The 12,829-nt window shown below is 69.4% G+C and carries 14 protein-coding genes; 2 read left to right on the forward strand and 12 right to left on the reverse strand.

Going from position 1 to position 12,829, the window contains the following annotated elements; genetic code table 11:
* Nucleotides 1-57: 57 nt before the first annotated feature.
* Complete coding sequence (holA, locus tag ACFWAY_RS15615) at nt 58-1,035, reverse strand: DNA polymerase III subunit delta (RefSeq protein ID WP_378456185.1); 978 nt, start codon at nt 1,033-1,035, stop codon at nt 58-60.
* Between the two features lie 118 nt (nt 1,036-1,153).
* Between holA and ACFWAY_RS15620 the strand changes: the two genes are divergently transcribed.
* Entirely contained in the window at nt 1,154-1,912 is a 759-nt protein-coding gene (locus ACFWAY_RS15620; RefSeq protein ID WP_378511154.1) for a hypothetical protein, read from the forward strand.
* On the opposite strand, the gene ACFWAY_RS15625 is transcribed toward ACFWAY_RS15620, so the two are convergent.
* Together ACFWAY_RS15625 and ACFWAY_RS15630 are read right to left on the reverse strand one after the other, a co-directional pair.
* Nucleotides 1,905-3,014, reverse strand: coding sequence for a glutamate--cysteine ligase (locus ACFWAY_RS15625; protein WP_378511155.1), 1,110 nt, complete (start codon nt 3,012-3,014; stop codon nt 1,905-1,907). The genes ACFWAY_RS15620 and ACFWAY_RS15625 overlap by 8 nt on opposite strands.
* 48 nt (nt 3,015-3,062) lie before the next feature.
* On the reverse strand, nt 3,063-4,613 hold the full coding sequence (locus ACFWAY_RS15630) for a carboxylesterase/lipase family protein (protein WP_378511156.1): 1,551 nt from the start codon (nt 4,611-4,613) through the stop codon (nt 3,063-3,065).
* Between the two features lie 132 nt (nt 4,614-4,745).
* On the opposite strand from ACFWAY_RS15630, the gene ACFWAY_RS15635 reads away from it, so the two are divergent.
* Nucleotides 4,746-5,474, forward strand: a complete 729-nt coding sequence (locus ACFWAY_RS15635) for an ANTAR domain-containing protein (RefSeq protein ID WP_378511157.1) — start codon at nt 4,746-4,748, stop codon at nt 5,472-5,474.
* A gap of 6 nt (nt 5,475-5,480) precedes the next feature.
* Here the strand turns inward: ACFWAY_RS15635 and ACFWAY_RS15640 are convergent, their stop codons facing one another.
* The 9 genes from ACFWAY_RS15640 to nadD form a co-directional block, all read right to left on the reverse strand.
* On the reverse strand, nt 5,481-5,651 hold the full coding sequence (locus tag ACFWAY_RS15640; RefSeq protein ID WP_378456190.1) for a hypothetical protein: 171 nt from the start codon (nt 5,649-5,651) through the stop codon (nt 5,481-5,483).
* Between the two features lie 195 nt (nt 5,652-5,846).
* Nucleotides 5,847-6,812: an LLM class F420-dependent oxidoreductase gene (locus ACFWAY_RS15645; RefSeq protein ID WP_378456191.1), complete on the reverse strand. Its 966-nt coding sequence runs from the start codon at nt 6,810-6,812 to the stop codon at nt 5,847-5,849.
* A gap of 53 nt (nt 6,813-6,865) precedes the next feature.
* The gene (locus tag ACFWAY_RS15650; RefSeq protein ID WP_378511158.1) at nt 6,866-8,425 is read right to left on the reverse strand and encodes a ComEC/Rec2 family competence protein; all 1,560 of its coding nucleotides are present in this window, start codon (nt 8,423-8,425) and stop codon (nt 6,866-6,868) included.
* On the reverse strand, nt 8,425-9,288 hold the full coding sequence (locus tag ACFWAY_RS15655) for a helix-hairpin-helix domain-containing protein (RefSeq protein ID WP_378456193.1): 864 nt from the start codon (nt 9,286-9,288) through the stop codon (nt 8,425-8,427). Before ACFWAY_RS15655 ends, ACFWAY_RS15650 begins: the two co-directional genes overlap by 1 nt.
* A gap of 69 nt (nt 9,289-9,357) precedes the next feature.
* Nucleotides 9,358-10,224 carry a DegV family protein gene (locus tag ACFWAY_RS15660; protein ID WP_378456194.1) on the reverse strand — a complete coding sequence of 289 codons (867 nt, stop codon included), beginning with the start codon at nt 10,222-10,224 and terminating at the stop codon, nt 9,358-9,360.
* 4 nt (nt 10,225-10,228) lie between these two features.
* Nucleotides 10,229-11,026, reverse strand: a complete 798-nt coding sequence (octT, locus tag ACFWAY_RS15665; RefSeq protein ID WP_378456195.1) for a diglucosylglycerate octanoyltransferase — start codon at nt 11,024-11,026, stop codon at nt 10,229-10,231.
* A complete protein-coding gene (locus tag ACFWAY_RS15670; RefSeq protein WP_378456196.1) occupies nt 11,013-11,672 on the reverse strand; it encodes a histidine phosphatase family protein in 660 nt (219 codons plus the stop codon). The genes octT and ACFWAY_RS15670 overlap by 14 nt, the downstream gene beginning before the upstream one ends.
* Entirely contained in the window at nt 11,669-12,094 is a 426-nt protein-coding gene (gene rsfS / locus ACFWAY_RS15675) for a ribosome silencing factor (RefSeq protein ID WP_378456197.1), read from the reverse strand. Before rsfS ends, ACFWAY_RS15670 begins: the two co-directional genes overlap by 4 nt.
* A gap of 36 nt (nt 12,095-12,130) precedes the next feature.
* The gene (nadD, locus tag ACFWAY_RS15680; protein ID WP_005248045.1) at nt 12,131-12,826 is read right to left on the reverse strand and encodes a nicotinate-nucleotide adenylyltransferase; all 696 of its coding nucleotides are present in this window, start codon (nt 12,824-12,826) and stop codon (nt 12,131-12,133) included.
* Nucleotides 12,827-12,829 lie beyond the last annotated feature (3 nt).

Raw genomic sequence — 12,829 nt, forward strand, 5'->3', positions numbered from 1 at the left:
ATAGGCTCTCCAACAGCCGCTCGATCCTCGGATCGAGCGGCTGTTGTCGTGTCTCCGTCAGATCTGGCGTAGCCGGGAGACGCGTCCCACCGCACTCTCGACGGCGTAGTCCGCGTCGGCCGCCGCGCCCTTGACATCGGCGTTCAGCGAGGCCACGATGCGCAGCGCGTCCCCCACCGACGTGGGCGTCCATCCCTTCGCGAGGGCTTGCGCCTTCTTGATCTTCCAGGGCGGCATGCCCAGTTCCGACGCCATCCGGAACGGGTCTCCCCGCCCCGCCGGGGCCACCCGGGCGATCGAGTGCACCGCGTCGGCCAGCGCGTCGGCCAGCAGCACGTGGGGTACGCCGCGCAGCATCGCCCAGCGCAGCGCCTCGATCGCACCCGCGGTGTCGCCGGCGACGGCCTTGTCCGCGACGTCGAATCCGCTCACCTCGGCCTTGCCCGCGTAGTACCGCTGGACGGCGGCGACGTCGATCTTTCCGCCGGTGTCTGCCGTGAGCTGCGAGCACGCGGCGGCCAGTTCACGCAGATTCGAGCCGACCCCCTCGAACACGCTCTGGACCACTTCCGGCGACACCCGGATCTCGAGGGTGCGGAACTCGCCGCGGATGAACCCGATGAGGTCGCCGGACTTCAGTTTGGCGCACGGGTGCACCACGGCTCCGAGTTTCTCCAGCGCCCCGGTCATCGCTTTCGCACGTCCGCCGCCCGAGTGCAGGACCACCAGGACGACGCCCGGAGGTGGGTCGCCGGCTGCATCGAGGATCAGTGCCACCGCGTCCTTGCCCGCCTCGGCCGCGGCCTCCAGCACCACCACGCGGTCTTCGGCGAACAGGGAGGGGCTGAGCAGTTCGGCGAGTTCGGCCGCCCCGGCATCGCCCGCCCTCAACCGGTTGACGGGAAGGTCCGCGCCCGCGGCCACGTCCGCGCTCGCGCGGACCTGGCCGATGACCTGCGCCACCGCGCGTTCGACGAGGAACTCCTCGTCACCGAGGACCAGATGGAGCTGTTCGAGCTGAGTTGGAGTGCTCACGCGAAGATCGTGCCACGTGTGGCGGACACGTTCGCCGACACCCCGGGGCCGGCACCGAGCAGGCCGAACACGGGCGATCGCCACGCAGCGGTCGCGTCAGCGGTGGACACTCGATCATATGACCGCGGAAACCGAGGTGGACGGCGTCACCCGCGAGGACTACGCGCACATGATCGACCTCGACGACGATCGCACGGCAGGGCAACGGTACGAGCTGAGTTTCCGGTACACCTGCCGCGACGGGCTGCTCCTCCGATGGTCGGTGCAACTGGTGGCCCGCTGTTCGGCCTCCGGACATGCCGAGACACTGTTCGCCGGCGGTCGATCCGCCCTCGAACCCGCATCGCCCTCGCGTCGCGACGTTGCGGCGACCAACTCCGGCGACGACTTCGACACGGCATGCGACTTCTACGAGCACCGATGGCGGGCCCTGCTCGATCCGGCGGGCGGCAGCCCGAGAGGTGAGACCGAGCAGCGTCACCTGTCCGACGCGCTCACCCTGTACGGGCGTACGTGGCGCAACGACGCCGGGCGCACGGTCGCCGACCGGCTCGCGTCGTTCGCGAATGTCACCGTGCTCGCCCTGGGCACCGACCCCGCATTCCACGTCATGCGCCGCACCGCCGCCCACTACCCCGACCCGGTCGTCCTCGCCGTCTACCGACCCGTCGGGCAGCGCATCGACCTCAGCCTCGTCGACACCGCGACCGTGGAGGCGTTGATCGACGACCCCGGCCCGCTGCGCACCGGACCGGACACCAGCGCAGGTGCCCTGCTCACGGGCGAAGGATCCGCCGGATTGCTGCATCCCGGCTACATCGGCTCCACCACCACCGCCGGCGTCACCGAACTGACTCCGCCACCCCCGGTCAGCTGACCACTTCGCGGGTCAGGAGGTCGACCACCGCCGCCAGCGTGCCGACGCGCGCGAACTCTGCCCGTTGCCGCTCGGCGCCCGTGCCCTCCCGCAGCACGGTGTCGAGACCCGCCTCGAGGAACGCCCGATCACTCGCGCCGAGCCCCGGGGCCACGCACTCGTTCAGCAATTCCAACTGCCGGCGAATCGGCAGGGACCGATCCGTCGCCGGGCTCGTGCATTCCCCGTCGAGTCCGTCACGGGCCGCGCGCCACAACTGCGCCCGCAGCAGCTCGGCGCGCAGCCACGGCACGGTGACGCCGTCCTCCAGCGACAGCAGCGCCCATCCGACGAGCCCCTTCACGACTACCGCGTAGAGCGCCGCGTGCGCCGCGGTCATGGCGACGTCCGCGATCCGGACCTCGATGGTCGGCTGCTTGTCGGAGAGCCGGACGTGCCAGTAAATCATTCCCCGATCCATCGCGGCACCGGTTCCGATCATGGCGCCGACCGTCGCCTCGTATTCGTCCGCGGAGTCGAAGTGGGGCGGCGGCCCCGCCGACGGCCACCGCGACCACATGATGTGCCGCCAACTGTGATACGCGGTGTCGTGCCCACTGTGGAACGGCGAGTTCGCGGCAAGCGCGAGCAGTACGGGCAGCCAGCTGCGAACCAGGTTGCTCACTCGCACACCGACGTCGCGGCTCGGGATTCCCACGTGCACGTGACAGCCGCACGTGGTCACCGTGTCCACGATCGACCCGAAGTGGCGGGCCATCTCCTCGTACCGCGGGCTCGGGGTGATCGCCGGGGGTAATCCCTCGACGATCAGGGACGTCCCGCTGGGCAGCAGCAACAGGTCGCGTCCCGCGGCGGCCTTCGCCAGCCGGCGTCGCAGGCTGCGCAGCTCCTGGTGCAGTTCCTCCCCGGTGTGGCACACACCCGTCGCCGTCTCGATCTGGCATCGGGCGAGTTCACGCTGAAGCCCGTGAATGTCGTGGCCGGCCTCCGCGACGACGTCGGGTCCCGCGGCGGAGAGGTGACCGGACGCGTCCACGAGGAAGAACTCCTCCTCGACTCCCACACTGAGGTCGCGACCCGATTCCGTTGCTGCAGGACTCATTCAGCAGGTATCCCCCGTTCCGCGGATACGAAACCGGGGCGCCTCCGCTCAGGTGAAACCGATGACTTCCTCACCCCAGGCCCGGCGTAGCTCCCGGTCCGGATCGGCGACGACGGTGTCGGACTTGCCGATCAGCAGGGTCGTGCGATCCGCCTCGTCGTACCGCGGCCAGCCGACCTCGGCTCCCGTTCCGTCCGGCGTGCCCTCGGTGGCGAACGACAGCCACCGTCGCTGGATCCGCGCCGACACGTGCCCGGCGGTTCGGTGCCCACCGAGCTTGAACGTGGGATCGTGCGGGACGACGCCGAAGTTCCCGAAGACGTACGGCACCTCGGTGCCGTGGGTGGCGCCGATCCGCGCGGCGCGCAGGAACGGTGTCGCATAGTCGAAGCGGTACAGCCAGGTCGGGGCGACGCGGCTGTGCGCCTCCGCGATCCACAGCGTCGGCATCCGGAACGCGGCGTCCCGCGAGATCTCCATGGCCGAGCGCCTCTTCGGGTAATCGGGATACGCGGCCGCCACCTCCTGTTCCTCGTCCGCCCGGAGGTCGGGATGGTCGGCGGCGATCGCCACGAACATCTCATGCACGGCGTCCGGGGTGATCGGCATCAGAGGCGACTTCATCAGCCGGAACATGGACGCCTCGTCCTTGTTCGTCCCGATCAGCAGCGGGATTCGATGCGCGAGGCCTTTGCGGAATGCCGCCACCGGGTAGTGCGGGACCACGTCGCCGTCGACGGTCGGGGCAACCGCCAGAGTGCCGGGGACCCGCGCGGGCACCTGCTGGACGAGTTCGACGCAGGCCTTCGTCAGCACGTCGACGGGCAGGTCGCGGAGACGGCCCGCGTCGGCGGGCGCGATGTCGAGCAGCTCGAGGAACGATTCGGCGATGCTCGCGGCGCGGTCGCTGCCGTACACGGACGTCGCGGGTGAACTCTCGGCGATCGCGCGATGGAACAGTCCCTCGGCCGGTGGGGACGTCATCAATGTGGTGACCGCGCCGCCACCGGCGGACTCCCCGAACAGCGTGACGTCGCCCGGATCGCCGCCGAATGCCGCGATGTTGTCGCGGACCCAGGTCAGTGCCGCGACCTGATCGCGCAGGCCCAGGTTCGTGTCGAACGGATGCTCCTCGGTCGAGAACGAGGAGAAGTCCAGGAACCCCAGCGCACCGAGCCGGTAGTTGAACGTGACCACCACGACGTCGCCGCGATCGACCAGACGAGTCGGATCGAACATGCGCTGTCCGGACGAACCGAGGTAATACGCCCCGCCGTGGATCCACACCATCACCGGCCGCGGTCGCTCGGTATCCGTCGCGGGGGCGAAGACGTTCACGGTGAGGCAGTCTTCGTCGATGGTCAGACCGGGATCGATGGGCAGCGGGCCGTGCTCGTTCTGCGGTGCGATCGGGCCGAACCGGGAACAGTCGCGCACCCCGGCGAACGGTTCGGGCGCGCGCGGGGCGCGGAGCCGCCACTTGCCCACCGGCGGCGCGGCGTAGGGAATGCCTTTCCATGACCGAACGCCGTCGAGGCGGACGCCCCGCAGCGTTCCCTGGCCGATGGTCACATGTGGGTCCTCGGTGCGCGAAACCATGACGTCATCTTCGCCCGGGACGACCGCCCCCGGAGTCCGATCGAGAATTCCTCCGGCCCGGACCTGCGGCGACCTCCCTCTCTGGCACACTGAATCGGTGAGCCGGGCACATGCCCGCACGCTGGAGGAACGATGCGAGACACAGCGCCCGATACGACGCGCGCGCAGGCTGTCGGCAGGTCGGCCGCGACGTTCGCGGCCCTCGCCGATCTTCTCTACGCGGGCCAGGATTTCGGGCACGTCCACCAATCCATCTGCGACGCAGCGCCACTACTCGTCGAGGGCTGTGACCACGCGAGCCTGATGCTCCGGGAGGATTCCCGCTTCGTGACGGCCGCGGCCAGCGACGACGTGGCCGCCCGCGTCGACGAGTTCGAGCGCGACGAGAACGAGGGACCGTGCGTCGATGCCATCGTCAGCGACACGCCCCAGTTCGAGACGGACCTCTCCAGCATGTCGCAGTGGCCGCGGCTGTCGGCGCGGGTGCTGGCCCACACGCCGGTGCGCGGTGCGGCCGGATTCCGCCTCGTCATCCTCGGGCGCAAGGTCGGCGCTCTCGATCTGTTCTCCGACACGCCGGGAGCCCTGAACACCACGTCCGTCGAGCAGGGCATCATGCTCGCATCGTTCGCGGCGGTGGCGCTGGCGGCCGTCCACGAGCACGCCGAGGCCGAGACTCTGCGGGCAGGCCTCGCCAGCAATCGGGAGATCGGGAAGGCCGTGGGTCTGCTGATGGCCTTCCACAATATTCCCGAGACTCAGGCGATGGAGATTCTCCGCACCACCTCGCAGGACATGAATCTCAAACTGGCGACGGTGGCGCAGGAAATTATCGCTCACCATCACCGGAAGGTGACCTGACCGCTGTCAGTCCACCTCCGGCGCATCGGGGTTACCCGCAATGCCGAGCATGGACAGGAGCATGCGGCAGTCGTCGGCGTCGAGTGACTGGGCAGCAACGACCCGCTGAGCTCTCCACACCTGCCCGGCGTCGAGCTCGTCGTCCACATCGAGATCTGTCCGCTCCGATTCCGACATCTCGCCCTCCAATGCGGGTGCGTTCCAAGACCGTTCACCTCAACATCTGCCACCGGATGGTAGTCGGTGTTTCGGTGTCGCATACGCACATCGGGAATCGAAGTCGAAACGATACAGAAGTCGTTCCGCCGTCGTCCCGCCGGGCGCGCCGAGCGGCGCATACTGGAAGCGAAAGCGACAGCGGCACAGCCGATATCAGGGATTTGTCAACGCCCGCAGCGGCTCGCTCAACTCGTTGGCGAAGAACTCGAAGAAGCCGTCGACGTCCGGCCCCGCGTTGATCAGTGCCAAATGATCGAATCCGGCGTCCACGAACGTGCCTGCCACCTCGAGGTGCCGCCGGACGTCCGGACCGCACGCCATGGCGCCTCGGACGTCCTCGGTGCGGATCGACGACGACGCAGCCTCGAAGTTGATCGGATTCGGCAGTTCCGCTTGCACCTTCCATCCGGTCAACCCGAACCGGAACAACCGGTGCGCCGCCTCGACCGCGGATTCCTCGTCACGCGCCCACGCGAGAGGCACCTCCCCGTATCTCGGCCCCGACCCACCGGCCCCGGCGTAGGCCTTCACCAGATCCGGGTCCGGTTCGGTGGCGAAGAGTCCGTCACCGAGTTCCGCCGCGATCCCGACGGCCTCAGTGCCGCCCGCCGCGACTGCGATCGTGGGCGGCACGTCGGGGAGATCGAAGACGCGTGCGTCGTCGAGGGTGAGGTGCTTGCCCTCATACGAGTGGTAGCCGCCCGACCACAGCAGGCGGATGATGTCGATCGCCTCACGGAGCATCTGGTGCCGGATGGTCACCGACGGCCAACCGCCTCCGACGACATGTTCGTTCAGCCGTTCCCCCGAACCGAGTCCCAGGGTGAACCGACCCTCGCTGAGGACGGCGGTCGTGGCGGCGGCCTGCGCGATGATCGCGGGGTGATATCGGACGAACGGGCAGGTGACGCCGGTCGCCAGACCGATCCGGTCGGTCCGTGCCGCGGCGGCCGCGAGCATCGACCACACGAATCCCGAATGACCGTGACTGTAGAGCCAGGGGTGATAGTGATCGCTCACCTCGACGAAGTCGAAACCGGCCCGTTCGGCCTCCACCGCCTGCCGCACGATCTCCCGCGGATCGAACGTCTCGGCCATCAGCTTGAACCCCACCTGCATGTCGTCGTCCCTTCCTCGAGTGCCTTGCGACGGTTTCCCGGATTCGGGCGCGCTCACACAAGGCGACCCACCGACGACGGCCAGACCGGCGCCCACAGCACCAGCACACCGATCGCGATTCCCGCCAGCACCAGCCGAGGTCCGCGTCTGCGCATCGTCACACCGAGCGCCACCACGGCACCGAGCACGATCGCCGCACCGGCAGGCCCGGAGGGCACCGGGATCGAGGCTCCGGGAATCCGCGCGCCCCGCTCGGCCACGGTGACGAGCCACCACAGCGGCCACTGCGTCACGCGCACCACCACTTCCGCAACGGGAACACTGACCCCGGCGATCAGCGCGGTGATCGCTCCGGCCACGGTGATCACGCCGACCACCGGGGCGACCAGGATATTCGCGCAGATGGAGACCAGGCTCACGGTCCCCGCCATCGCGGCCACGATGGGGGCGGTGACAGCGAAGGCGGCGACGGACACCGCCACCGACTCTGCCACCGCCCGCGGCCAGCCGCGGCCCACCAGCACGTCGACCAACACCGGCGCGATCACGATCAGCCCCGCAGTGGCGGTCGCCGAGAGAACGAAGCCGAAGTCCACCGCCAGCTCCGGTGACCACGCCAGCAGGGCGATGACCCCGGCCGCGAGCGCCGGCATCGCCTGTTTCCGCCGTCCGGTCACGAGCGCCAGCAGGGCAACCGATCCCATCGCCGCGGCGCGCAGCACGCTGGGTGACGGTCTCGCGATCACCACGAATGCGATCAGTGCCGCAGCGGCCAGCGCCGCACCCGCGCGGGGACCGAGCCCCACCCCTCGGACCAGGAGCAGCACCGCTCCCAGCAGGATGCTGACGTTCGCCCCCGACACCGCCGTGAGATGGGTCAGTCCGGTCGCGGTGAAATCGTCCTTCACCTCCCGGGGCAGCGCCGAGGTGTCGCCGACCACCAGCCCCGGCAACAGTCCTGCCTCGTCGGCGGGCAGGACGGAGGCGGCCGCGGCGAACCGCGCACGCAGGACGCCGGCCCACCGCTGATGCGGGGGCGCGGGACCGACGTCCGCGGGCGGTCCGGACACCCGGACCGTGGCCAGGCTCAGGTCCCGGTGCCGCGGAGGGCTCGCCTGCCCGCGCAGAACCACGTCCTGTCCCGGCAGGAGCCCGAGCCACCCCTCCGCCGGAGCGAGGACGACCACCGCACCGCCCGAGTGGATCGTCTCGGTGTCCCGGCGGATCTCGACGACGTTCGCGTTCACGAGGACGTGCCGTCCGAAGCCGGGGATCTCCCGGGGATCGTCGACAAGAGTGACGACGAGCGTCACCCACGTCTCGTTCCGGCCGAGTTCGGTCATCGGGTGCCGTTCCACGGCCTGAACCCGCCAGGCCACCCCGGCAGCGCAGCAGGACCCGAACAGCAGTACCGCCAGCGTCCCGGCCGTCCACCGTCCCGGTCCCCGCAGGGCGCATCCCGCGGCGAGGAGAACTGCCGCTCCCGACAGGGTTGCCACGAGAACCCACGCCGCCCGGGAGCCTCCGAGGATACCGACCAGCGTTGCCGCCCAGCACATCCCGGCGAACGGAAGAAGCCGCAGGTCGAGGATCCGCGGTTCGTTGTCGGGCATCACAGGGTGACCTGGCCGCGCAGCTTCTCCAGCCGCACCGGCCCGATCCCGTCCACCTCCCCCAGTTGCGAGATGTCGGTGAACTTGCCGTTGGTCGTGCGCCACGCGACGATCGCCGCCGCCGTGACGGGCCCGACACCGGGAAGCGCGTCGAGTTCCGTCTCGGTCGCCGTGTTGAGGTTCACGAGCCCTCCGCCCGTGGCGGCCGCCGCGCCGGCGGTCCCCGGCGATCCCGCGGAGGCGCCGCCCACCGCGCTCGGTGGCGCCTGGGTGGTCGCGGCACCCACGAGCACCTGATCGCCGTCCGAAAGTCGTTGAGCCAGATTCAATCCGAGGGTGTCACCGCCGTCGCGCACTCCCCCGGCAGCGGCGAGAGCGTCCGCGACCCGGGAGCCCGGTGGCAGCCGGACGAGACCGGCCGACGCCACCAGTCCCACGACGCTGACGACGATCTCCTCCGCCGGGTCGGGTGCCGACGTCGCCGCGGAGGGAGTCGTCGTAGCCGGTGCCGGAGTCAGGGAATGCACTCCGGCGGCGGGTAACGACGGAACGGCCTGTATCTCCGGCCGATCGCTGCGCACCCCCAGCACGGTGGCTGTCGCGACGACGATTCCCACCACGATCAGCACCAACGCCCCGGAACGCCCGGGATCGAATCGTGCGTCCCGCCACCGGTCCGGCAGTGAGAATCCACCCCGGCGGCGTTCGGCCGACCACGTCGTGTCGCCGTCGAGGACGGTCCCGCTCGGCTCGGCCAGCCACTCCGGCGCCGCCGGTGTGTCGGGCGGCACCGCATCGCGTTCCCCCGACGTCAGGAACGCGAGCCGGGTCCGGCCCCTCGAACGTTCTTCCCTGATGCCCATGGACGCGACGGTAGAGTGCGCCGCCCACAGAATTCCCGCGAAAACCCGGCTTCCGAATCGGCCTGTGGATCAGTGCGAAGCTGTGGATGAATCGCGGTCTTCGTGGTGCAGGGCGGGTTCCGGGCACAGCACGATACCGATGGCCCCCGTCCCGACGTGGGCACCGATCACCGAGCTGAAATCGGTGACGACGAGATCACTGACCTGCGGAATCCGGTCCTTCAGCTGCTGTGCCACCGCTTCGGCGCGCTGTCGGGCGTGCATGTGATGCACAGCGACGGCCGTCCTGTCCAGACCTGCCAGCTCCACCGCGGCGTCGACCATCCTGGCCATCGCCTTGGTCGAGGTGCGGGTCTTTTCCTTCAGAACCAGCCGGCCGTCCACGAGATGCAGCACCGGTTTCATCGCCAGTGCGGTTCCGAGCAGTGCGGCGGCGGTGCCGATGCGGCCTCCACGACGCAACTGATCGAGCCTGTCCACGACGATCAGGCAACGCCCGCGGCTCGCGACGTCGACCGCCCGCCGGTACGCCGTCTCGAGGTTCGCACCGTCTTTCGCGGCCCGCGCGGCCTCGAGGACCGGGTAGCCCAATCCCATTCCGGCGGACTGGGAGTCGACGATCCGCACCCGGCCGTCGAATTCCTGTGCCGCCTGGCGGCCTGCCTCCCACGTGCCGGACAGCTGCCGCGAGATGTGTACCGCGAGAACTCCTGCGCCCTCACTCATCTCCAGCGCTGTCGCGTACGCCTCGGACAGCTCGCTCGGCGACGCGCCCGACGTGGTGACACCGGCAAGATCCGCGGGGAGATCGTCGATTCCCTCCCGGAAATCCTGACCGCCGCTGAGGACATGGAGCGGGACCACCTGGATCCCGTACTGCTCGACGAGTTCGGGCAGGATCGAGGCCGAAGAATCGGTGACGACGACGACGGGCATCGGACTACTCGGCTCCGCTCGACACCGGGTCGGCCGGAACCGCACCCTCGGCGGAGTCCGGGTCCACTCCCGCCGCACGGAGCGCGGTCAGCATCGCCGCAGCCACCTCGGTGTGTCCGTCCCAGCCCCAGTGGATGCCGTCCGGATTACCCTGATCGCTGAATACGTTGGCGCGCACCGCTTCCGCGAGGTCGACGATGGGCACGTTCTTCTCCTCCGACCAGGCGGTGATGGCGGCAACGGCACCGGGGCGACCCGCATGCACCTTGCCGTAGGCCTCGCTGCGATGCACGGACGGCAGGGTCCCGATGACGGGCAACTCGGGGCGCATGTACTCGAGCGCCGCCCGGGAACTCTCCAGATATTCGACACTCAGCCGCGGGGGCAACGCCACCGGCCACCCCAGCGGGGACAGCCTGGGCTGAAGCCACTGGTAGCCGGCCCGCACGACGCGGCGCAGCGCGGGCGGGCGGACGTAGCGCAGTTGTTCCCGCAGCGCCGTCGGGAGCGGGGACGGCAGGGAGTCCATGCCGCCGACCGCGAACACGACGGCACCGGCGCGGGGAACCGCCGACCACACGCGTGGGTCCTGGGTCAGCGCCCACCACACGTCGCGGCTGGTCCAGCCGATCCGCGCCACCAACTCGACATCCCAACCGAGTTGACGTGCAACGATATTGGGCCAGATCTCGGGGTGGTCGGACGGGAGACCGCCCTTGGGTCCGTAGTACGACAGCGAGTCGGCGAGCACGAGCAGGACGGGGCGTTCCCCGGAACCGGCACCCACGTCAGAGGACGTCACTGGCCACACTCGCAGAAGCGTTCCACACGTCGAGGCGCCAGTTGAGCGACTCGGGGTTTCCGTACGCACTCAGCTGCACCCAGCTGGTGTTGCCCAGCCCGCCCAGCACCGGCCAGCGGTCGACGGGCAGATCCAGCAGGGCGGCCGTCAGTGCGGCGATCAAACCGCCGTGAGCGACCAGGACCACCGGCTTCTCCGCCCAGTCCTCGTGCTTCTCGACGAGTTCGGCGACCACCGGCTTGCTGCGGCGTGCGACGTCGATGCGGCTCTCCCCGCCGGGCGGTGCCCACGTCGCGTCGCCACGCCACGTGGCACGGGCGCCGGGTGCGCGCGCGTCGACGTCGAGGTGGGTCAGCCCCTGCCAGTCACCGAGATGCGTCTCACGGAGGCGCTCGTCGATCTGCACGGGAAGACCGGCGTTGTCGCCGACCTCCACGGCGGTGTCGTAGGCCCGCCGCAGATCGGAGGACACGATGGAGATCGGTCTGCGACCGACGAGCGCGGTGGCGGCGACGCGGGCCTGGGACCGACCCAGCTCCGACAGTTCGGTGTCGAGCTGACCCTGCATGCGGTTGTCGGCGTTGTACTCGGTCTGCCCGTGGCGGAGCAGGATCAGACGTCGCGGGGCACGGGGGGCATCCGTCACAGCTCGGACTCCTCCGCCTCGACGGCGGCGCCCGCACCATTCGCGTCGGCCGGGCCGTGCTGCCCGAGACCCTCGACGGGCACGGCCGGGCAGTCCTTCCACAGCCGGTCGAGTGCGTAGAAGTTGCGCTCCTCGTTGTGCTGGACGTGAATCACGACGTCCACGAAATCGAGCAGTGCCCAACGGCCTTCGCGGGTGCCCTCGCGCCGCACCGGCTTGTGACCTGCCTCACGCAGTCGATCCTCGATGTTCTCGACGATCGCGTTGACCTGTCGCTCGTTGGGGGCGGAGGCGATGACGAAGCAGTCGGTGATGACCAGCTGCTCGGAAACATCGAGCACCACCACATCGGAGGCCAGCTTCTCGTCGGCAGCCACTGCCGCGATGCGTGCCATCTCGATGGCTTCGGTCGTTGCGCTCACGCGATGTTCTCCCAGTTCGGTTCGAAAAAGTACTGACTAACTCTTGGTCTTGTCCGGGGCCGGTTCGGACATCGTCGTCGCGCCGTCGAGGCGCTCGGAGTCCGGCGGCCGGTACAGGTTCCGTTTGGAGATGTACTGGACCACACCGTCCGGCACGAGGTACCACACAGGACGGTGTCGACTGGCACGCCGCCGACATTCCGTCGAGGAGATCGCCAGAGCCGGGATCTCGATCAGCGTGACCGCGTCCTCCGGCAATGCGTCCAGGTGACCGGCCAGATGTTCGGTGTTGAGATCGAATCCCGGGCGCGACACCCCGACGAACTTCGCCAGCGAGAACAGTTCCTCCCAGTCCTGCCAGGACAGGATACTCGCCAGGGCGTCCGCACCGGTAATGAAGTACAGCTCGGCGTCCGGGTGGTAGCTGCGCAGATCACGCAGAGTGTCGACAGTGTAGGTGACCTTCTCCCGGTCGACGTCCACCCGGCTGACCGAGAATCGCGGATTCGACGCGGTGGCGATGACCGTCATCAGGTACCGGTCCTCGGCGGGGCTGACGCCCTTGCCCTGCTTCTGCCACGGCCGGCCGGTGGGCACGAAGACGACCTCGTCGAGGCTGAATCGATCTGCCACCTCGCTGGCCGCCACGAGGTGACCGTGATGAATGGGGTCGAAGGTGCCACCCATGACTCCCAGGCGGCGCCGACGCGCGCCCGCTGCTCCCTGTTCCACGAG

The organism is Rhodococcus sp. NPDC059968, assembly GCF_042738615.1.
GTDB lineage: Bacteria > Actinomycetota > Actinomycetes > Mycobacteriales > Mycobacteriaceae > Rhodococcus_F.

Bases quoted from the DNA above. Each gene is read 5' to 3' on its own strand.
- ACFWAY_RS15640 (WP_378456190.1), bottom strand. From the start codon at position 5,651: ATGTCGGAATCGGAGCGGACAGATCTCGATGTGGACGACGAGCTCGAC.
- ACFWAY_RS15635 (WP_378511157.1), top strand. From the start codon at position 4,746: ATGCGAGACACAGCGCCCGATACGACGCGCGCGCAGGCTGTCGGCAGG.
- ACFWAY_RS15660 (WP_378456194.1), bottom strand. From the start codon at position 10,224: ATGCCCGTCGTCGTCGTCACCGATTCTTCGGCCTCGATCCTGCCCGAA.
- ACFWAY_RS15645 (WP_378456191.1), bottom strand. From the start codon at position 6,812: ATGCAGGTGGGGTTCAAGCTGATGGCCGAGACGTTCGATCCGCGGGAG.
- ACFWAY_RS15650 (WP_378511158.1), bottom strand. From the start codon at position 8,425: ATGCCCGACAACGAACCGCGGATCCTCGACCTGCGGCTTCTTCCGTTC.
- ACFWAY_RS15625 (WP_378511155.1), bottom strand. From the start codon at position 3,014: ATGAGTCCTGCAGCAACGGAATCGGGTCGCGACCTCAGTGTGGGAGTC.
- ACFWAY_RS15620 (WP_378511154.1), top strand. From the start codon at position 1,154: ATGACCGCGGAAACCGAGGTGGACGGCGTCACCCGCGAGGACTACGCG.
- ACFWAY_RS15630 (WP_378511156.1), bottom strand. From the start codon at position 4,613: ATGGTTTCGCGCACCGAGGACCCACATGTGACCATCGGCCAGGGAACG.
- ACFWAY_RS15655 (WP_378456193.1), bottom strand. From the start codon at position 9,288: ATGGGCATCAGGGAAGAACGTTCGAGGGGCCGGACCCGGCTCGCGTTC.